Source organism: Campylobacter sp. 2457A (genome assembly GCF_020135895.1).
In the GTDB taxonomy this organism is placed as follows: domain Bacteria; phylum Campylobacterota; class Campylobacteria; order Campylobacterales; family Campylobacteraceae; genus Campylobacter_D; species Campylobacter_D taeniopygiae.
The window spans coordinates 50,239-69,365 of sequence record NZ_JACHTO010000008.1; the positions used below are offsets into that span (position 1 = coordinate 50,239).

Annotated in this window: 19 protein-coding genes; 4 read left to right on the forward strand and 15 right to left on the reverse strand. The window is 28.8% G+C overall.

All coding sequences use genetic code 11. The annotated features are described in order from the left end of the window. Positions 1–47 precede the first annotated feature (47 nt). Genes H2280_RS03965 through H2280_RS03975 form a run of 3 tightly spaced genes read left to right on the forward strand, consistent with a single transcriptional unit; the run spans position 48 to position 1,482 of the window. Entirely contained in the window at positions 48–350 is a 303-nt protein-coding gene (locus tag H2280_RS03965; protein ID WP_337215733.1) for a hypothetical protein, read from the forward strand. Next, positions 347–1,018, forward strand: a complete 672-nt coding sequence (locus H2280_RS03970; protein ID WP_337215734.1) for a hypothetical protein — start codon at positions 347–349, stop codon at positions 1,016–1,018. Before H2280_RS03965 ends, H2280_RS03970 begins: the two co-directional genes overlap by 4 nt. Beyond that, positions 1,015–1,482: a hypothetical protein gene (locus H2280_RS03975; protein ID WP_337215735.1), complete on the forward strand. Its 468-nt coding sequence runs from the start codon at positions 1,015–1,017 to the stop codon at positions 1,480–1,482. Before H2280_RS03970 ends, H2280_RS03975 begins: the two co-directional genes overlap by 4 nt. Here the strand turns inward: H2280_RS03975 and H2280_RS03980 are convergent. The 14 genes from H2280_RS03980 to yajC are packed head-to-tail and all read right to left on the reverse strand — an operon-like array spanning position 1,474 to position 16,708. Continuing rightward, positions 1,474–2,115 carry a uroporphyrinogen-III synthase gene (locus H2280_RS03980; RefSeq protein WP_337215736.1) on the reverse strand — a complete coding sequence of 214 codons (642 nt, stop codon included), beginning with the start codon at positions 2,113–2,115 and terminating at the stop codon, positions 1,474–1,476. The genes H2280_RS03975 and H2280_RS03980 overlap by 9 nt on opposite strands. After that, the gene (thiE, locus tag H2280_RS03985) at positions 2,093–2,725 is read right to left on the reverse strand and encodes a thiamine phosphate synthase (protein ID WP_337215737.1); all 633 of its coding nucleotides are present in this window, start codon (positions 2,723–2,725) and stop codon (positions 2,093–2,095) included. Before thiE ends, H2280_RS03980 begins: the two co-directional genes overlap by 23 nt. Then, positions 2,715–3,527, reverse strand: a complete 813-nt coding sequence (thiD, locus tag H2280_RS03990) for a bifunctional hydroxymethylpyrimidine kinase/phosphomethylpyrimidine kinase (protein ID WP_337215738.1) — start codon at positions 3,525–3,527, stop codon at positions 2,715–2,717. Before thiD ends, thiE begins: the two co-directional genes overlap by 11 nt. Continuing rightward, the gene (locus H2280_RS03995; RefSeq protein WP_337215739.1) at positions 3,527–4,210 is read right to left on the reverse strand and encodes a 3-methyladenine DNA glycosylase; all 684 of its coding nucleotides are present in this window, start codon (positions 4,208–4,210) and stop codon (positions 3,527–3,529) included. Before H2280_RS03995 ends, thiD begins: the two co-directional genes overlap by 1 nt. Next, the gene (locus tag H2280_RS04000) at positions 4,207–7,173 is read right to left on the reverse strand and encodes a DEAD/DEAH box helicase (protein ID WP_337215740.1); all 2,967 of its coding nucleotides are present in this window, start codon (positions 7,171–7,173) and stop codon (positions 4,207–4,209) included. The genes H2280_RS03995 and H2280_RS04000 overlap by 4 nt, the downstream gene beginning before the upstream one ends. Then, complete coding sequence (locus H2280_RS04005; RefSeq protein ID WP_137623428.1) at positions 7,174–7,572, reverse strand: bactofilin family protein; 399 nt, start codon at positions 7,570–7,572, stop codon at positions 7,174–7,176. Further along, on the reverse strand, positions 7,509–8,411 hold the full coding sequence (locus H2280_RS04010; RefSeq protein WP_137623429.1) for a M23 family metallopeptidase: 903 nt from the start codon (positions 8,409–8,411) through the stop codon (positions 7,509–7,511). Before H2280_RS04010 ends, H2280_RS04005 begins: the two co-directional genes overlap by 64 nt. After that, a complete protein-coding gene (locus tag H2280_RS04015) occupies positions 8,398–9,570 on the reverse strand; it encodes a Mur ligase family protein (RefSeq protein ID WP_442862340.1) in 1,173 nt (390 codons plus the stop codon). Before H2280_RS04015 ends, H2280_RS04010 begins: the two co-directional genes overlap by 14 nt. Beyond that, positions 9,557–10,954, reverse strand: a complete 1,398-nt coding sequence (locus tag H2280_RS04020) for a hypothetical protein (protein ID WP_337215741.1) — start codon at positions 10,952–10,954, stop codon at positions 9,557–9,559. The genes H2280_RS04015 and H2280_RS04020 overlap by 14 nt, the downstream gene beginning before the upstream one ends. Further along, the gene (gene lptE / locus H2280_RS04025; RefSeq protein ID WP_137623432.1) at positions 10,938–11,450 is read right to left on the reverse strand and encodes an LPS assembly lipoprotein LptE; all 513 of its coding nucleotides are present in this window, start codon (positions 11,448–11,450) and stop codon (positions 10,938–10,940) included. Before lptE ends, H2280_RS04020 begins: the two co-directional genes overlap by 17 nt. Beyond that, positions 11,447–13,876, reverse strand: coding sequence for a leucine--tRNA ligase (leuS, locus tag H2280_RS04030; RefSeq protein WP_337215742.1), 2,430 nt, complete (start codon positions 13,874–13,876; stop codon positions 11,447–11,449). The genes lptE and leuS overlap by 4 nt, the downstream gene beginning before the upstream one ends. A 12-nt stretch (positions 13,877–13,888) precedes the next feature. After that, complete coding sequence (gene secF / locus H2280_RS04035) at positions 13,889–14,863, reverse strand: protein translocase subunit SecF (RefSeq protein WP_337215743.1); 975 nt, start codon at positions 14,861–14,863, stop codon at positions 13,889–13,891. After that, on the reverse strand, positions 14,863–16,443 hold the full coding sequence (gene secD / locus H2280_RS04040) for a protein translocase subunit SecD (RefSeq protein WP_337215744.1): 1,581 nt from the start codon (positions 16,441–16,443) through the stop codon (positions 14,863–14,865). The genes secF and secD overlap by 1 nt, the downstream gene beginning before the upstream one ends. Further along, positions 16,436–16,708 carry a preprotein translocase subunit YajC gene (yajC, locus tag H2280_RS04045; protein WP_137623435.1) on the reverse strand — a complete coding sequence of 91 codons (273 nt, stop codon included), beginning with the start codon at positions 16,706–16,708 and terminating at the stop codon, positions 16,436–16,438. The genes secD and yajC overlap by 8 nt, the downstream gene beginning before the upstream one ends. Between yajC and H2280_RS04050 the strand changes: the two genes are divergently transcribed. Next, positions 16,681–18,000, forward strand: a complete 1,320-nt coding sequence (locus tag H2280_RS04050; RefSeq protein WP_337215745.1) for an apolipoprotein N-acyltransferase — start codon at positions 16,681–16,683, stop codon at positions 17,998–18,000. The genes yajC and H2280_RS04050 overlap by 28 nt on opposite strands. Here the strand turns inward: H2280_RS04050 and H2280_RS04055 are convergent. Further along, positions 17,997–19,127, reverse strand: a 1,131-nt coding sequence (locus H2280_RS04055) for a DUF2972 domain-containing protein (protein WP_337215746.1), incomplete at its 5' end; no start/stop codon positions are given. The genes H2280_RS04050 and H2280_RS04055 overlap by 4 nt on opposite strands.

Genomic DNA, 19,127 nt, shown 5'->3' on the forward strand with positions numbered 1-19,127 from the left:
CCTCAGGGAAATGCTGTTTGTATTTAAAAATTTTTAAATACAAATGAATGAAAAACGCTTTCTCTATTTTAGAAATAATTATTTCAATTATAATTTTAAGCATAATTTTTATAAGTCTTTCAAAACTATTTTTTTATTTTCATCAAAATGAAAAAAAATTAGATATTTTTCAAAAATTATACACACTCCAAAATGAACTTTATCTAAATCCCAAGCAAAAAGACATTACACTTCATACTCAAGAATTAAAAGATTTAAAATTTAAAGAACATTATATAGAGAATGATTTGTTTAAATTTAAAAGACTTTACATAAAAGATCAAAATTACACTTTCTATTTTCTACCATGAAAAAAGCTTTTACCCTTTTTGAATTCATCATTGCACTTCTTTTAGCTGGAACAATACTTGCCATACTTTCTAAACCTTTATGGGAATTTTATCAACTCAATAATAAAAATTTAAAATCAAAAGAACTTGCCACCAATACGCATTTAACACTACTTAAAATAGAAAAATTACTCCAATCTTGCATTGATATGAGTCTGATAGATGAGTATTCTATCCATTGTTTTTTAAAAGATGATTTATTGATTCTTGAAGATAAAAAGACACGTTTGCTTAACTCCGCTTTAATTTTAAAAAATAATGCTACTTTATATTCTCCAAAAAGCGATTTACAAACCCAACTTCAAAATAGAAAAGCACTTTATAAGGATGAACAAAACATAGTTTATGGCTTACACGATCATCAAATTAAAAAAATTTTTATTCTATCAGAAAACAATCTTTCAAGTTCTTTTATTGGGGACTTTATACCTATAAGTGCTGAGTTAAATCTCATTTTTAAAGACAATCAAATTCATTATGAAATCAAGCCAAAATTTAACGATGAATTAAAACAAAAAGCCATCTTAGCCGAAAATATAAGTTTTTTCAAAATGCAAAATTCCAAATTAAAAATATGTATGAAAAACCAAAAGCAAGAATATTGTCTTGAAAAAAGATTATTTTTATGAAAAAAGCTTATATTTTAATCACTCTCATAGTTTTAATATCTTTTTTAGGATTTTGGCTGAGTTTAAACACTACACTTTTAAGCTACACGCCAAGATTTATAAGAGATACGTATTATTATTTACAAACACAAATACTCATTGATGAAAAACTCGCCAAATATTTATTATATAAAGCTAAATTAGAAAATAAAGAATGTTTAAATTCCATCACTTTAAACTATCCTAATCCAAATGATAAAATTCAAATCACTTATTATTACCCCATCGCTAAGTGTGAAAATTTTAAACTTATATCCATCAATCAAGACGCAAATTTAAGCAAAGATGGGATTATAATTGCTCATATTAGCATAGCCTTAAATTCTCAAAAAGGAGTTAATGATGAAATTTTAATCAATAAAACCTTCATTTTGCACACAAAAGAAAATTTCTGGCTTAAACCCAAAAAAACTAAATTATACTAGTCTAGACTCTAACTTTTTAGCCAAAGCAACACAAGCTTCAATACTTTGTTTTTCACACACAAAAAGATTTTTAAAATTCAAAAGCTTTTTTGCTGTACTATTTCCAATACTTATAGCGATATCATCTTCATGCAAACTATAATTTTTTAAAAAATTTTCCACACTTAAAGCAGAAGTAAAAATAAATATCGAAGGATGTATTAAAATTTCACCGCTTGATTTAAAAACATTTTCATAAACAATAACTTCATCCAAATCAACACCATTATTTCTTAAATCTAAATTTAAACTCGAAGCTATGATTTTTGCTCTTAAATAAAGACATTTTTTATTTTCCAACTCTTCTTTAAATTCTTGAAAAAAATCACTAGCATAAGATTTTTTAGCAATTTTAATATTTTTAAATCCTAATTTTTGGGCAAAACAAGCCGTATTCTCGCCTATGGTATAAACTTCCATATCCAAATTTAAAGGAATTTTGTTTTTTTGTAGAGCTATTAAAGCATTTTTTGAAGTACAAATTAAAGCATCATATCGATCTAAATTGAGTTTAATATCAAAAAAAACAATCTCATTTAAGATAAGATTTTTCACTCCCTCAAAAGGAGCTTTATTTAGAAGATAAATTGGCACAAAAAGTTTCCTTAAGTTTCTTTGCACTTAAATAAGGATCACTAGCTTCCATGATGGCTCTAACAACAGCAATTCCAGTCAAAGCAATACCTTTTAATTCAGATATCACCTCTTCATCAATCCCGCCTATGGCCACTACGGGTATAGGACTTTTTTTGCAAATTTGCCCTAAAGTTTCTAAACTTATAAGGGAGCTTTCTTTGGTTGGCGTTGCCCTAATTGCACCACAACCTAAATAATCAGCACTTTCTATAAAATCAAGTTGTTCTAAGGTTTTTAAACTTAAACCTATTATTTTTTTCTCTCCCAAAAGCTCCCTTGCGATCTTAACTTGCAAATCTTCTTGTCCTAAATGCACACCATCGGCATTTAAAGCTAAAGCTATATCGATTCTATCATTAATTAAAAAAGGTATTTCATAAGTTTTACAAAGCTTTTGCACCTTTTTTCCTAGCTCATAAAACTCGCGAGAATTTAGTTCTTTTTCGCGCAATTGAATTATACCAACTCCGCCTTTAATAGCATTTTCAAGTATATTTAAAAATACCTCATCGCTTCTTTTTCCTCTGCTTGCAACAAGATATAATTTTAAATCAAGATTATTTTTCACTTAAAAACCTATAAAAATGATTGGTTGGCCCACAACCTTTGCCTAAATTTAAAGAATAATAAATCGCATTTTTAACGTATTCTTTTGCACTACTGACTGCTTCTAACAAATCATAACCCTTAGCCAAATTACTTGCAATAGCTGAAGAAAGAGTACAACCCGTTCCATGTGTATTTTTAGTTTCTATACGCTCACCTTTTAAAATATGGATTTCTTTACCATCAAAGAGTACATCGTTTGCATTATTTTCACTATGTCCGCCTTTAAGTAAAACGGCTTTAGCACCCAAAGTACATAAATATTTTGCCGCTTCTATCATTTCTTCTTCATCTTTGATTTTAAAACCACAAAGAAATTCTGCTTCTGGTATGTTTGGGGTGAGTAAATCCGCAAAAGCAACAATCGTTTTTTTAAAAAAATCACAATTTTCTTCAGGCATTAAAGCGTAACCATTTTTAGCAAACATCACAGGATCAATAACCAAATTTTCCGGTTTGTAAAGCTCTAAATTTTTCGCAACACAGCTCATAAGCTCACAACTTCCTATCATTCCTATCTTAGTTGCCTTTGGCACTATATCTTCAAAAACAGCTAACATTTGCTCATCCACGCTTGAAGTTGGTATATCATGTACTGAAATAACCCTTGCTGTATTTTCAGCCACAACACTTAAAATTACACTCATGCCAAAAAGCTCGTGAGCGCTAAAAGTCTTTAAATCCGCTTGAATTCCAGCTCCACCACTACAATCGCTTCCCGCTATTGTTAAAACAGGAATCAAATCACTCCCTTTTGCTCTCATCATCCCTCCTTTAAAATTTGAATCAATTTTTCACCCTCAAGGCTTAATTTTTTACCCTTAAAAGCGAGTTTTCCAAAAGCAACAATCAAAGCATGAAAAATCTGATAAAGTTCATAAAGCTCATAAGATTTGTTTAAAATTTTGCATAAATTTTCTTGTTCGTTTTCTATACCACTTTGAAAAAATTCCCTCAATTCTTCATAATCTTCAAATTCATATCCTAAAAATAAAGCAAGTCTATGAGTGTAACTATCGACAACCAAAATTTCTCTTTTGCAAAGATAATTTAAAATACTATCCACACTTTCAAAACCTAAACCTTTAATCTTTAAAAGCCATTCCCTAGAAACATTTTCCTTAAAATTATCCAAATCATTGTATTTTTTTAAAATCGCTTCAATTAAATCTTTTAAACGCTTTGCTTTAGTATTGTAAAATCCACTTGGCTTTATAAGCAATGCAAGATTGTGATTTTCTATTTGACTAATTTGCTCTAAAGAAATGATTTGAGAATTTCTAAGATTATTTAAAGCTTTTAAGACATTATTCCAATTTGTATTTTGCGTTAAAATAACAGAAATTAATAATTCAACATCACTTAAGCCCTGATTTTCAAGCCAATCAAATTCTTTAAAATCCAAATTTAAACTCAACAATTTTTTAAAGATTTCTGCTCCGTTCATACAATATCCTTTGAGATATTTTGATTTTCATCTATTTTTCTTAAATATGTTAAAATAGCATCGATAACATCATCATCATCTTTGCTTCTTGCTTTGATAAATTCTTTTTCATCATTAAAATTTATAAATTGAATATTTTGTTCAAAATTGCTGATTACTTTAAATTTGCCTAAGGCTAAAATTTTAATCATCATTAAAGATAAAAATTGCTTAGTATAAACATCAAGCTTACCAAAACGATCTTCAATTTCACCTTCGATTTCATAAATTTCATTGATTTTTTCACACTTACTCAAGCGACGATAAATTTCAAGTCTAAGGCGATCTTCAGAAATCAATTCTGAATTTAAAAAAGCATTGATATTTAATTTTAAATCAATTTTTTTCTCTTCAAAAATTTCTTTTTTTGTTAAAGCATTGAGTTCATCCTCTAGCATTTTCAAATAAAGGCTAAGTCCTATTTGTTCCATATGCCCACTTTGATCAATTCCTAATAAATTTCCTCCACCTCTAATCTCAAGATCATGATAAGCCAAAACAGATCCTGCTCCTAAAAAAGAATTGCTTTCTAAAGAAATTAAACGTTTTAAAGCATCTTGAGTGATATTTTCTTTATTTTCAACTAAAAAATAACAATATCCTTGCTTATTACTCCTTCCAACTCTTCCACGCAATTGATGCAAATCAGCCATTCCAAAACGATCACTTTTTTCTACAATCATAGTATTAGCATTGGCCAAATCAATGCCATTTTCAACTATAGAAGTGCTTAAAAGCAAATCATATTCTTTATTTTCAAATTTAAGCATTTCTTCTTCTTGTACTTTTGCATCGATTTTAGAATGCAAGACTAAAATTTTTAAATTTTTAAAAAGTTCAAGCAAATGTTTTTTGCATTGTTCAATACTTGCTATGTGATTGTGAATATAAAAAATTTGCCCTCCACGTCTTAATTCTCTAGAAATAATTTCTTTTAAAAGCGCATCATCGCTTTCTTTAACAAAAGTTCTCACATCCAGTCTATCTTCTGGCGGAGTTTGCAATACGCTATAAGATTTTATAGAGCTTAAAGCCTGATTTAAACTTCTTGGAATAGGAGTAGCTGACATGGATAAAAGATGTGAATTTTGGGTTAATTCTTTTAATTTTTCTTTTTGTTTTACTCCAAATTTATGCTCCTCATCAATAATCACAAGAGCTAGATTTTTACACTGTAAATTTAAAAGCGCATGAGTGCCAACAATAACACAAGGTTTTTCTTGATCTAAATATTCTAAAAGTGCTTTTTTCTCTTTAGAATTTGTAAAACGATCAAGCTTAAAAATAGGAATTTCAAAATTTTCAAAACGTTTTTTCAAAGTCTTAAAATGCTGATGTGATAAAAGCGTCGTTGGTGCAAAGAAAAAAACACTAAATCCGCTTTTAACCACGGGATAAATGGCATTCATGGCAACTTCAGTTTTACCAAAACCCACATCTCCGCTTAAAAGCCTGTCCATAACTTTACCGCTTTGAAAATCTTGTAAAATTTCCTCACACACCTTAACTTGATCTTCGGTATAGGAAAATCCGGCTTTTGAGGTAAAATATACCTGTTGGGCATAATCAACTTTGATTGGCTTTGGCTTAATCAAAGATCTTTTAGCCGCCATAGCAACAATCTCAGAAGCAATGGCTAAAAGCTTGACTTTTAATTTTTCTTTTAATTTAATAAAAGTGGTTTTTCCTAGACGATCTAAAAGTGGAATAGAACCACTTGTAGCTAAATATTTGTCTATAAGATATAAATTTTCAACTGGCAAAAGAAGTTTATCGCTATTTTGATATTCAATAGAAACAAATTCTTTTTTAGCTCCCGCTACGCTGATCATCTCAAGACCTAAAAATTTACCCACGCCATAATCTTCATGGACAATAAAATCGCCTTGTTTTAGCTCATCTATGATTAAATTTGCTTTGCGTTTGTATTTTTGTTTTTCTTTTTTATTGAGTGAGATAATCAATTCTTCATGAGTGATTAAATTTAAAATCAACTCACTTTTTGCAAAATGAATATTTGAAAATTCATCTAATTCTAAAGCTTTAAAAAGAGCCTCATTTTTTGCCAATACCGTAATCTTTTTATTTTGATGAAAATAAAAAAAATCTTTATTATAAAAACTTTTCAAATCTTTATATTTTTTTACTTCAGGTATAATTCTAGCATTGATCTTGCTTAAATCTTTTTGCCATTCCTGTTCATCAAATTTTTTAATACTAACAAAATCAAGCTCTAAATAATCATAAAAATCATCTATACACCAAAAGCCCAAAGAATTGATATCATTGATTAAAGTATTACTTTCAAAATGCTCTAAATTATTTTGAAAATTTTCATAATCTGAATTTGAAAAATGGTTTAAAAATGGACAAATTTCAAAACTCTCATATTCTTTAGCTATGGATTTTTGCGTCGCAAGATCAAATTTTCTAATGCTTTCTATCTCTTCATCAAATAATAAAATTCTAATTGGAGTCTCTTCATTGATGCAAAATATATCGATAACCTCACCTCTAATACTCACCTCACCTTTATCTTGCACCATATCAACAAATTCATAGCCTAATTTTACAAGTTCATCACGAAATTCATTGATTTTAAATGTATCTTTTTTAGATACAACATAATTTTTTAAATGATTTTTAGAGGGAAGTTTTTTTAAAACAGTAGATAATGGAGAGATTAAAATTTTATCATTGTTTTCTTTATGATAGGCATTTAAAACTTTACAAATTTCAAAAAGTTCTTTAGAAAATGCCCTTAGATCATCCCCAAATTCAGCTCTAAAATCTGGTAAAACAAAAGTTTTAAAACCTTGATAAAGAGAAACTTGAGTCAATAAAAAAGCTTCTTTATCATTTTCACAAAGCACAAGTTGCGGTGCTTTATTTTCTTGCAAGTATTCAAAAAAATTAGCTTGCATTTATTCTTCTGGTGTATTTTCTATTAATTTAACCGGTTCATCTTGCTTGATCTTGCTCACCCCATTAAAGCGTCCGCCATTTTCTATAGCTAATTCTTTAATATTGATATCTCCATTAACCATTCCACCGGTTAAAATTTCTAAACTATTTGCCTCTAATTCGCCCTCAAAATAACCATTTACAACGATTTTATCAGCCTTTAACTCGCCTTTTAAATTACCATTCTTACCGATCACTACAATACTTTCAGAATGTATAACTCCACTAAGCTCTCCATCCACATGGAGCATTGAGGCAAAATAAAATTTACCTTCTATTCTAGCACCTGAAGAAATTACTGTTGTTTCTGAGTTTGAGGTAGATGCTGCGCTGTGACTGCCTTTACTAAAGATTGCCATGGAACTCTCCTTTCTTGATTAAAAAAATTATTCATATTTTTTCTTTGTAAATTTAAAAAATATAATGGTTCTAGAGTTTTATTGATAAATCTCACCTCATAATGCAAATGCGGCCCCGTTGAAAGACCAGTATTTCCACTATATCCTATCAATTGTCCTTTGGTAACAAATTGCCCTGCTTTAACAACATCTCTGCGTGTCATATGTGCAAAAACAGTTTTAAAACCAAAATTATGGAGTAAAATAACATTATAGCCATATCCATTATCGCTATATCCTGCAAATTCCACAACCCCATTTGCTGTAGCATGTACAGGAGTACCAATTTCTGCTCTTAAATCAATACCTGGATGAAATTCTTTTCTTTTTAAAAGCGGATGTTCTCTCCAACCAAAATTTCCCGTGATACCCTTATTTTCTATAGGCCACCCATTAGGAATTTGCTTTAAAATCTCAACTTGTTGCTCATTGGTTAATTTGAGATTTTCCAATCTATCTGTAATTGTAAGATTATTTTCAGCTTCTAAACCCAAAGCTTCCTCAAAAGAAGCAATTTTATCTTCGATAGCTGCGTATTGCTTTGCTTTTTCTTCAATTTTTTTCTGCATTTGAATATTAGAATGTTCAAGCTCTTTACTTTTTGCCAAAAGTTCTTCTCTTTTTTTACTCACATCTGTAACTTTACTGTCAAGATATTTGATATAAAAACCACTAAAAATTAAAAATAAAAGCACAAAAGCAATAATATAAATAAAAATTTTTTTAATAATCTGATTCAGATAAAAATGTTTAGAACCATTAATATCTGTGATTGTAATTGTAAATTTATTTTTTATCACTCCATTCCTTTAAAAAATTTTCTACTAAAGCAAAAGAACCAAATACTAAAGTTTTTTTCTGTTTTTCTAAAAAATTGAATTCTTCGCATTTGATCCCTAAAATATTAGCTAGATTATAAATTTCATTACTTATTAGCTTTCTTTCTATGCTAACATATTTGTATATTTTAATTGTATCAATAATAGGCTTTAATGTTTTTAAAATTTCAAAAACATCTTTATCTTGATAAGAATTATAAACCAAAATTATTTTTTCACCCATAAATTGATCACGCAAAGCAGCAGCTGCCATTACATTATGTCCAACATCTATATATAAATTTGGCTCTAATTGCTCAAGTCGCCCTTTAAGATTTAATCTTCCCAATTTAGCTAAAGCTGCTTTTATTTTTTCCTTAGAAAGCAATATCTCAAAAGCATTTAAAGCTAAGATTAAATTATGTTTTAAATATAAAGGTAAATTATATTTTTGAATATAATTTTGAATTAATGATAAATAATCGCCTTCAAAATTTGAAGCAAAGATAAGATCAATATTTTTTAGTTTAGCAATTTTTTTTGCCATTTGTAAAACAACTTCTTCTTGCTCTGATGAAATTAAAGTTTTTTTTGACATAACTTTAAGTTTAGTTCTTGCAATTTCTTCCAAAGAATCACCTAAAATTTGCATATGATCAAAACCTATTTTTGTAAAAATGCTCATTTTTTTTTCAAAAACTGAAGTTGCATCATATTCTCCACCTAAACCTGCTTCAAATATAACATAATCACATTCTCTAAAAAGCACAGCTGCAAGAAAAGTAGCGTATTCAAAATAACTTAGCTTATTTAATTCTTCTTTGAAAATTTTTTCCAATTGCTCATGGGCTTGTTCTAATTCCCCATCACTAACTATATCTTTATTTTTATAAAAACGTTCCTTAAAGTCAAATATATGAGGACTAGTATAATGTCCAACGCTATATCCTACATTTTCTAAAAGTTGTGTTAAAAAACGTCCGGTGCTTCCTTTGCCATTAGTTCCAATGATTTGAATTACTGGTTTTAATAAAAGTTGATTTTTGTATTTTTCATACATTCTAAACATTAAAAAACGATCAATTCTATCATAGCAAAGACTTTTCTTTGCTAAAAAATCATTCACCTTATTCTGTATCATGTTTTTGATTTAAATCAGCAATTTGGCTTATTAATTCTTCTAAGATATTGATATCTGGATTACTTTGCTTATCTAAATAAGCTGTATCAATCTTTGGCGTAATAACATCTTGCTTATAAATAAAACGAAAATTCTCAATAGTCTTTAAATTATCATTTACAAGCCTAGAAACTTCTTCTTTGCTTTTCCCTGGAGAAATAATCAAATAGCTTTTTTCATCAATCATCCAAAGTTCATCAAATTCATTGCAACTATCTTTTAAAATTTTTTTAAAACGAACAAAAATTTCATTTAAACTCCCAACTCCATATTTTTCCATAATAAAACGATAGTTTTGTATAGAGAATAAAGCTAATGCATAATTTACTTTATATTTTTTGAAATTTTCATCCAATTTCTCAAGCTCTTTAACAACAGTCCAAGATTCTCTCTCTTCAAGACTTTGAGTGAATTCAATTTGGGTATTTAAAGAATTAATCTTTTCACTAAGCTGCTCAAGCTTTTTCTTTAAAAACTCAAAACTAATCTTAACCTCACCCTTTTCATCTGGATTTAAAGTGTTAACAAAATCCATATTTTGCTGATTAGTCTTATTTAATAAGCTAAAAAGCTCATAGATCTTTTTTAAATTCTCATTGAAAAAATTTAAATTTTTTTGCACATACATATTATCAACCATCACTCGGTGACTAACAATTTCTAAAAGTTCATTTTTAAAATTATTTTCATTGATTAAAAAAGCTTTTTTAGATAAATTTTGTGAAAACCCTTGAATTTTAAGATCATCCACCAAAGAAGGATTTAAACAAGACGTTAAAAGTTCGCAAAAATATTCTAAATTTCTTTCTCCAAGTTTATTTAAAAGTTTCTTAATTACTGTGTCAAAATCATCAAATTTACCAATACCATACTTTCTCATCTCATTATCAAAATCATTTTCTTCATAACTTTTTTCCAATTCTTTCCATTTTTTGGAAAGCAAATAAATACTTTCGCTATCCATAGTTTTAGAAATTCTTATCGAAGTAATTTTTGCTAAATCTCTAATTTTTTTATCTTTGCTTACTTGTAAAGCCTTGCATAGAGTGGATAAAAAATCAAAAAATTCACTAAATTGCTTTCCACTTTGTCTATTAAGTACAGAAATTAAAAAAGTTATCAATTCCTCAATAGTACGAACAGGTTTTGAATCAAGTTCTTGTTGATAATTTGATAAAAGCAAAGCTTTGTATTTTTCCAATTTTACCTTGTTTAAGGTTGTAAGTTTATCTTTTTGTGCAATTTCTTCAAATACTTCAGTATAATTTTCAGGAGTAGGACGTAACTTCCTTTCCTTTAAAGCAATTAAAGTTTTTTTTGCGATTTCATTAATGTTGGGCAGCACGCTTATGACCTTTAATAGCTATAGCTGAAATAAATTCATCAAAAGCTTCACTTGAAGCAGAACGGATGGCATCATAACGCGCAGAATCACTTATGATACTATTAGGTGAAATATCAAAATTATAACTACCGCTTGTATTAAAATGCTCACTTGTGCCATCTTTAAAGATAACATAAAATTCCAAATTTAATCTAGCTTTATAGCTTACAACATAGCCATTCTTATCATAAATTAAAGGAATAAAATCAAGATTATCCATCTTAACATTGATAATATCATCAGCCTCATGCTTTAAGGCAAGCTTTCTTCCAAGTTTAGAAATAACCATTTCCTTAAGAGTATCAGCCACAAAAATACTATTTTTAGGATCTTGAAGGTTTAATTCTACATTAACATAAACCTTCTCATCAAAGATATTATCGGCTATTTTTGAAGTTGGAACATAGCCACAAGCTGAAAAAAACAACACTATAAAACTAATAAAAACTTTCTTCATTTAATCACCAAATTAACCAATTTTCCTTCAATATAAATTTCTTTGACTATATTTTTATCTTGAATCCATTTAAAAACGCTTTCTTTAGCTATTTTTAGAATTTCATCTTTACTAGCAGAACTTGAAATTTCTATCTCTGCGCGTTTTTTTCCATTAACACTTACGGCTAAATTTAGTATATCTTTTACAAAAACTTCTTCTTTTAATTCTAAAATTTTAAAATTTTCACATCCAAAAAGCTGTTCACTTAATTCAAAGCAAACATGAGGAATAATAGGCTCTAAAATATTTAAGATGATATAAAAAGCTTCTTGTTCTAAAGCTTCATTCTTGCAATTTGAAAGTGCGTTTAAAGCCTCCATGCAAGATGCAATCAAAGTATTAAATGCAAAGGTTTGAGTATATACTTCTTCAGATTTTTTCAAAGCTTCATATACTTTTAATCTCGCATATTTTTCTTCTTTGTTTAAATTTTCTTGCTTAAGCTCTAAAAGCTTTCCTTTTTTAACATTTTGCGCCTTATCATAAAGTCTGCAAATAAATCTATAGGCACCCTCAAGCGCATCATCATTCCACTCTAACTCTTTCGCAGGTGGTGCAGCAAATAAAATAAATAATCTTGCCGTATCGGCTCCATATTTTTTAATAATATCATCAGGATCTACAACATTGCCTTTAGACTTTGACATCTTAGCCCCATCCTTTAAAACCATACCTTGAGTTAAAAGTCTATCAAAAGGCTCACTATCATTTAAATATCCTAAATCTCTTAAAGCTTTTTGAAAAAATCTTGCATAAAGCAAATGTAAAATAGCATGTTCAATACCGCCAATATATTGATCAACATTCATCCAATATTTCATACTTGATTCATCCAAGGCTTTTTCTTGCCAAGTTTTTTCGTCACTTGCAAAACGTGCAAAATACCAAGAACTTTCAAAAAAAGTATCTAAAGTATCTGTTTCTTTGCAGGCTTTAAGACCACATTTTGGACAAGTGCATTCTTTCCAAGTTGGGTGCTTTTCTAAAGGATTTCCTTCTCCAGTGATCTCTATATCTTCAGGTAAAACAACAGGAAGATTTTCTATTTTTTGTGGAACTATGCCGCATTTTTCACATTTGATCATAGGAATAGGAGCGCCCCAATACCTTTGACGCGAAACCCCCCAATCTCGAATTTTAAAATTAATAGTTCTTTTTCCTATATTTTCTTTTTCAAACAAGGCAATGATTTTATCTCTTGCTATATTGCACTCTATTTCACTAAATTCACCACTTTCTATGAGTTTTCCTGATTTTTGCGTGTATGGAAGTTTAGAATCACACTCGATCACTTTTTTAATTTCAAGCTTATATTTGTTTGCAAATTCAAAATCTCTCTCATCGTGTGCGGGAACAGCCATAACCGCACCACTTCCATAATCAGATAAAACAAAATTAGCAACCCATACAGGAATTTTTTCTTTTGTTAAAGGGTGCAAAGCATAAATATCTAAAAAATAGCCCTCTTTTTCAGCACTTTGTCTTTCCCTTGGAGTTTGGTTTTGAATTTGCTTGATTTTTTCAATTAGCTTAGAATCTAAATGAGAATGATTAATAAGATTTTGGACAATTTTATGATTAACCGATAAAGCAATATAACTTACCCCATATATCGTATCAGCACGTGTAGTGAAAACATCAATATGATCTTCTTGGCTTTTTTCTTGGCTTTTTTCATCTAAAATAAGCTTAAATTCAAGACCTTCACTTTTACCTATCCAGTTTTCTTGCATCGTTAATACTTGATTTGGCCACTTATCTTTCAAATTTTTAAGCTCTTTTAAAAGCTCGTCCGCATAGGCAGTGATTTTTACATAATATCCTGGCATCTTTTTTTGGACAACCTCATGCCCACAACGCCAACATTTTCCATCTTCAACTTGCTCATTTGCTAAAACCGTTTGATCTTGTTCACACCAATTAACATTAGCTTCTTTAGTATAAATCAAACCTTTTTCATACATTTTAATAAAAAATTCTTGTTCAAATTTTGTATAAAGCGGATCAGAAGTAGCTAAAATTCTTTTTTTTGAAAAAGAAAAACCTAAAGAAAAAAGTTCATTTTTCATATAATCTATATTTTCATAAGTCCAAGATTTTGGATGTACCTTATGTTTAATCGCAGCATTTTCGGCCGGCATGCCGAAACTATCAAAACCGATAGGATGCAAAACATTGTAACCTATTTTTCGGTAATATCTCGATATGGCATCCCCTATGCTATAATTTCTAACATGTCCCATGTGGATGCGCCCACTTGGATAAGGAAACATTGATAAAATATATTTTTTAGGTAAAGAAAAATCATTTTTTGGTTCAAAATAATCATTTTGATCCCAAATTTCTTGCCATTTTTTTTCTATACTCTTTGCTTCATAAGCCATCAATTATTCTCCTTAAACTATTCCTTTTTCATACATAGAACGATTACGTTCTTTTTCTTGTTTTCTTTTGAGTTTTTCAAGCTCTTTATTTCTAAAATCAAGCACATTAAATTTAAACCAAAGTAAAGTCGGACTTGCTACGAAAATAGAACTTAAGGTTCCTGCTACAATACCCACTATAAGCGCTAAAGAAAATCCTTGTATCATTTCTCCGCCAAAAAAATACAAAATAACTACTGTAGCTAAAGTAAGCCCTGATGTTAAAATAGTCCTTGATAAAGTTGCCGATACACTTTCATTAATAATAGGTGCAAGCTCTGTTCTTTTGCTTGTTTTAATCCCTTCTCTTATCCTATCAAAAATAATGATTGTATCATTTAAAGAATATCCAAGCACAGTTAAAACTGCAGCTAAAGTATCCAAATTAACATCGATCTTAAAAAGAGAAATCGCACCCAAAGTTATGATCACATCGTGAATTTCACTAATAATTGCAGCCATAGCAAAACGCCACTCAAAACGAACTGCTAAATAAATTAAAATAGCGATCAATGAAATAACAACAGCGGTAATCCCTTTATTTCTAAGCTCATCTCCAACTTTTGGGCCTACAACATCAGCTCTACGAACTTCGAATTTTCCAGTATCTTTTAAAATTTCACTGATATAAGCGCTAATATCATTTCCTAGGCTCTCATTACTTCCTAAAAAACGGATGGTTACTTCATCTTTATTGCCAAATTCTGTCACAGATAGACTTTGAAAACCGCCTTTTTTTTCTAAAAGCTCACGAATTTGAGGTATAGGGGCGACTTCATTATCATATTTAAGCTGAATCAAAGTTCCTCCACTAAAATCAATACCGTATTGCAAACCTCTATCCCAAAGCAAATAAATTGATCCAAAAAATAGAAAAAAAGAAAGAGAAATTGCAGCAAATCGCATTCTCATAAAATCATAAATTTTCTTCTCGCTAAAAAACTGCATTATTTTCTCCTATATCCAAACCAAAATTTTGTATCATTGCTTTTTTCAATACGATGCATAAATAAATCAAACATTCCATGAGTTCCTAAAATAGCAGTGATCATAGAAACAACTATACCTATACCCAAAGTTACAGCAAAGCCTTTAACCGATCCTGTTCCATAAATATAAAGCACAACTGAAGTAACCAAAGAAGTAATATTAGAATCCACAATGGCACTCATAGCATTTTTATAGCCTTGCTCTATACTTGTTTTTATTTTTACTCCATCTCGCAAAAGCTCTCGGATACGTTCATTGATAATTACATTAGCATCCACAGCCATCCCCACAGTTAAAACAAGTCCTGCCATACCTGGTAGAGTTAAAGTAGCTCCAAACATTGCCATAATAGCAACAACAACTAAAATATTAACTATCATTGCAATATTAGCAAAAACTCCAGCTACGCGGTAATAAATTATCATAAAAACTATAATAAAAATAGACGCACCCGTTAAGGCCATCATACTCATTTTTATACTATCAGCACCTAAAGATGGTCCTATACTTCTTTGTTCTAAAAGTTTAACCGGTGCCAATAAAGCTCCACTTCTTAAAGCTACAGCTACATCACGCGCTTCTTCTTGGGTAAAAGCTCCACTAATTTGACCGCTTCCCCCGCCTATTCTTTCATTAATAGATGGAGCAGAATAAACTTTATTATCCAGCACGATTGCTAAACGTTTGCCAACATGAGACCCTGTATAATCAGCAAATTTTTTTGCACCTTCAGAATTTAAAGTAAAATTAATCACCGGATAATTACTTTTATCACTAAAACCAACCCTAGCATCTGTCAGCATTGATCCATCTAAAATAGGAACACTTTTTAACGGATATTTTAAATTTGGATTTCTAGAATCTGGGACTAAAATAAGCCCATAACTCGCTGCCTCTGCATCGCTCATAGTTGCAGCTTCTCCCATTTTAGAATCATCCACTTCCATAAGTTGTAAATGTGCTGCTTTGGTAATACGTTCCTTTGCTCTTAATTCATCTTCTTTGGTTTTAATACCTGCAAGTTCAACCAAAATTTTATCTTCACCCTGTCTAGCAACTGTAGGTTCAGCAAGTCCGAATTGATCCAAACGATTTCTGATCGTTTCAACAGCTTGTAAAAGTGCAAAATTTTCGATATTTTTAACTTCTTCTTGGGTAAAAGAAATTTGATAATGCATATTTTCATTTTGGATTTTTAAACCCTTGATTTCCTTAAGTAATTCATCTACTTTAGATACATCTGCATTATCAAGTAAGGTAAATTCTAATTTATCTCCATGAGTGCTTAATCCATCATATAAAATATTCTCTTTATTAAAAGAATAATTTAAAGAAGAGGCAATAGACTTGATTTTAGATTTTACTGCTTCTTCATTATCCACTCCTAAAAGCATATAAAGTCCGCCTTGTAAATCAAGACCTAGATTAATTTTGGCGCCTTTTTGAGATTGCAAAAAAGAAGGAAGTGAAAAAATCACTCCAAAGATAAAAACCGCTATAAAAACAATCAGTCTATAGGTTAGTTTAGAATTACGCATCAATTTTCTTTGCTACAAATTCTCGCGAAATTTTCGCAGTAACATTGTCTTCATTAAGCTTAACTTTGATAAAATCCTCTTCTGGTTTTACAACTTCACAAATAAGTCCACCAGTAGTAATGATTTTATCGCCTTTTTGCAAAGAATTAAGCATATCTTTATGAGTTTTTGCTTGTTTTTGCTGCGGTCTTATTACTAAAAAATAAAAAATAGCAAATAAAACAACAAGAGGTAACAATGAGGTTAAAATTGACTTTTCTTCCATATTTTTCCTTTATTCCAAAAAAATTAAATACTAATTCTACCATTTTTAAAATAATAAAAGTCTTTTTTGTTGCAATTTTACTTTCAAATCCAATTTATTTATCTTTTTTTGAAAACATTTTTACCCAAACTATAAGTCCATTTTTAGCGATTTGGGGCTTAATATTACTTTTAAAACATAAAAAAGCCAAAGAATACTTTTGGATAGGTTTTTTTACAGGAATACTTTGGTTTTGGTGGATAGGGCTTTCCTCAATTTATTTTAATCTTAGTTATTTAGTTCCCATTGTCATCTTTTTTATAGGATTGTTTTATGGCTTACTTTTTAGAATTTGTCATTGGTTGAAATTTGATTTTTTAAGACTTTGTGGAATTTTTTGCCTTAGTTTTATCCATCCCTTTGGGTTTGATTGGCTAAATTGGGGAATATTTACCGTTTATGGTTTTTTTGATACAAGTTATAAGGGCGTTATTTCTATTTTTTTAATCGCTTATTTTATTTATGAAGGTTATATTTCAAGATATTACAAAATAGCTATAGTTTTAATTTTGTTTTTCATGGGATTACAATACGATGAAAAACAAGCTCAAAAACTAGACATATCTTACAAATTAATCAATACAAATATATCTCAAGATCAAAAATTTTTAGCAGAAAATATAAAATCCAATACAGAATTCCTTTTAAAAGAAATCATTGAGGCAATTAAAGAAAACAAAAAATTAGTGATTTTACCTGAAACCGCTTTTCCTTTTGATTTGAAAAATACTCCTTATGAAAATTTACTCAAAAATTTATCTTATCAAATCACAATTATTACGGGAGCTTTTAATAGCGAAAATGATCATATTTACAACAGCACTTATATTTTTAAAGAAGGCAATGTCTATATACTTAATAAACATTATCTAGTTCCATTTGGAGAAGAAATTCCAATCTTTAAAGATCTCATTCAAAAATATTTTTTACCTAACACTCAAGAATTTTCTAAAGGTCCTATTCAAAGTAAATATAAACTCGATCATAAAATCATCACCAATGCAATTTGCTATGAAGCAACCAAAGAAAAAAATTATCAAAATTCTCAAATTATCATAGCCATAAGCAACAATGCTTGGTTTAATCATTCAAGTGAATATAAACTTCAACAATTATTGATGAAATTTTATGCAAGCAAATATGGAGTAAGCGTTTATCATGCAGTTAATGGCAAAGAAAATGCCCTAATAACCCCTAAAAAAATGTTAAGCAAAAGTTGGATGAAAGTATTTAAGAAATTTCATAAATCTTAATCATCCAATTCTTCACACATTTTTTCAAATTCTTGATAGTATTTCCAAGAAGCTACTATATCTGGGCGATGTTGCTTGATATAGGACAAATGATTTAAATTCATAATTTGCATGAATTTTGTTCTTAAAAAATGATTATTTTTTAAGAAAAATAAAATATCTTTTTCTGATAATTTTTTATTTTTTTCTATATTTTTTTGCTTTTCTAGGGAAGAAAAAAGAGTATTTAAATATTTTTCAATTTTATCTTTAAAAGATTTTATGCATTCAAAAAATAAATTTTTATCACTTTTATTTAGCAAAATTATAAATTTATCAAAATTAAAATTTAAAAATTTATTTAACTTTATATAATTTAATTCTTCATAATCAAATCCTCTATATTTATCATCTATAGTTATAATTATTTTTTTACCTATAAGAGTAAATAGATTTAATTTTATAGGTAGCCATGTATTATATTCTCCAAAATTATGTTTATAAAATTTACTATCTTTAATATTTGGTTTTTCAATATTAAAGATAGTGTTTAGCTTACACAAAGTTTGGAAAATTTTATCATGTAATATCTCACTCATATCAATAAAATATGTATTTTTTATATTTAGTAACTTTGCGGTTAAAACATCATGGAAATAGTAAGATAAACCATGTTTTTGAAGAACTCTATTTATAGCATTTAAAGTTGGCTTTTCTGCTTTACCTATCTCATTAACGTATGCTATTCTATTTTTTAAAAAAATATCAATATTAAAATCAAACTCAAGTTCATCAATAAAATTTATATTCCGTCTATTTAAATTTAAAAAGGCTTTTAAAATACTAATAGGATCTCTAACTAAACATAAATTATTTTTAACATTAATCAAATAATAATTTTTTTGATTAAAATATTCTCTAATCTGAAAATAAATCTTGCTATTTGATTTTTTCAAAAATAATAATTTATTATAACAATTGCAATAATCCAAAAATGGATTATTATTTTCATAATAGACGCATATCATATTTAATTTTTTCATAAAACTACTAAAACCAAAATTCCCTACCCCATGACTCCCCCAAAACACAAACTCATAATTATCCGGTAAAGGCAAATTCATTTCCCATGCAAGTTCAGCAGGTAT

Bases quoted from the DNA above. Each gene is read 5' to 3' on its own strand.
- leuS (WP_337215742.1), bottom strand. From the start codon at position 13,876: ATGGCTTATGAAGCAAAGAGTATAGAAAAAAAATGGCAAGAAATTTGG.
- thiD (WP_337215738.1), bottom strand. From the start codon at position 3,527: ATGAGAGCAAAAGGGAGTGATTTGATTCCTGTTTTAACAATAGCGGGA.
- H2280_RS03965 (WP_337215733.1), top strand. From the start codon at position 48: ATGAAAAACGCTTTCTCTATTTTAGAAATAATTATTTCAATTATAATT.
- H2280_RS04000 (WP_337215740.1), bottom strand. From the start codon at position 7,173: ATGCAAGCTAATTTTTTTGAATACTTGCAAGAAAATAAAGCACCGCAA.
- H2280_RS04015 (WP_442862340.1), bottom strand. From the start codon at position 9,570: ATGATACAGAATAAGGTGAATGATTTTTTAGCAAAGAAAAGTCTTTGC.
- H2280_RS03975 (WP_337215735.1), top strand. From the start codon at position 1,015: ATGAAAAAAGCTTATATTTTAATCACTCTCATAGTTTTAATATCTTTT.
- secD (WP_337215744.1), bottom strand. From the start codon at position 16,443: ATGCGTAATTCTAAACTAACCTATAGACTGATTGTTTTTATAGCGGTT.
- H2280_RS04005 (WP_137623428.1), bottom strand. From the start codon at position 7,572: ATGGCAATCTTTAGTAAAGGCAGTCACAGCGCAGCATCTACCTCAAAC.
- lptE (WP_137623432.1), bottom strand. From the start codon at position 11,450: ATGAAGAAAGTTTTTATTAGTTTTATAGTGTTGTTTTTTTCAGCTTGT.
- H2280_RS03995 (WP_337215739.1), bottom strand. From the start codon at position 4,210: ATGAACGGAGCAGAAATCTTTAAAAAATTGTTGAGTTTAAATTTGGAT.
- yajC (WP_137623435.1), bottom strand. From the start codon at position 16,708: ATGGAAGAAAAGTCAATTTTAACCTCATTGTTACCTCTTGTTGTTTTA.
- H2280_RS04050 (WP_337215745.1), top strand. From the start codon at position 16,681: ATGAGGTTAAAATTGACTTTTCTTCCATATTTTTCCTTTATTCCAAAA.
- H2280_RS03970 (WP_337215734.1), top strand. From the start codon at position 347: ATGAAAAAAGCTTTTACCCTTTTTGAATTCATCATTGCACTTCTTTTA.
- secF (WP_337215743.1), bottom strand. From the start codon at position 14,863: ATGCAGTTTTTTAGCGAGAAGAAAATTTATGATTTTATGAGAATGCGA.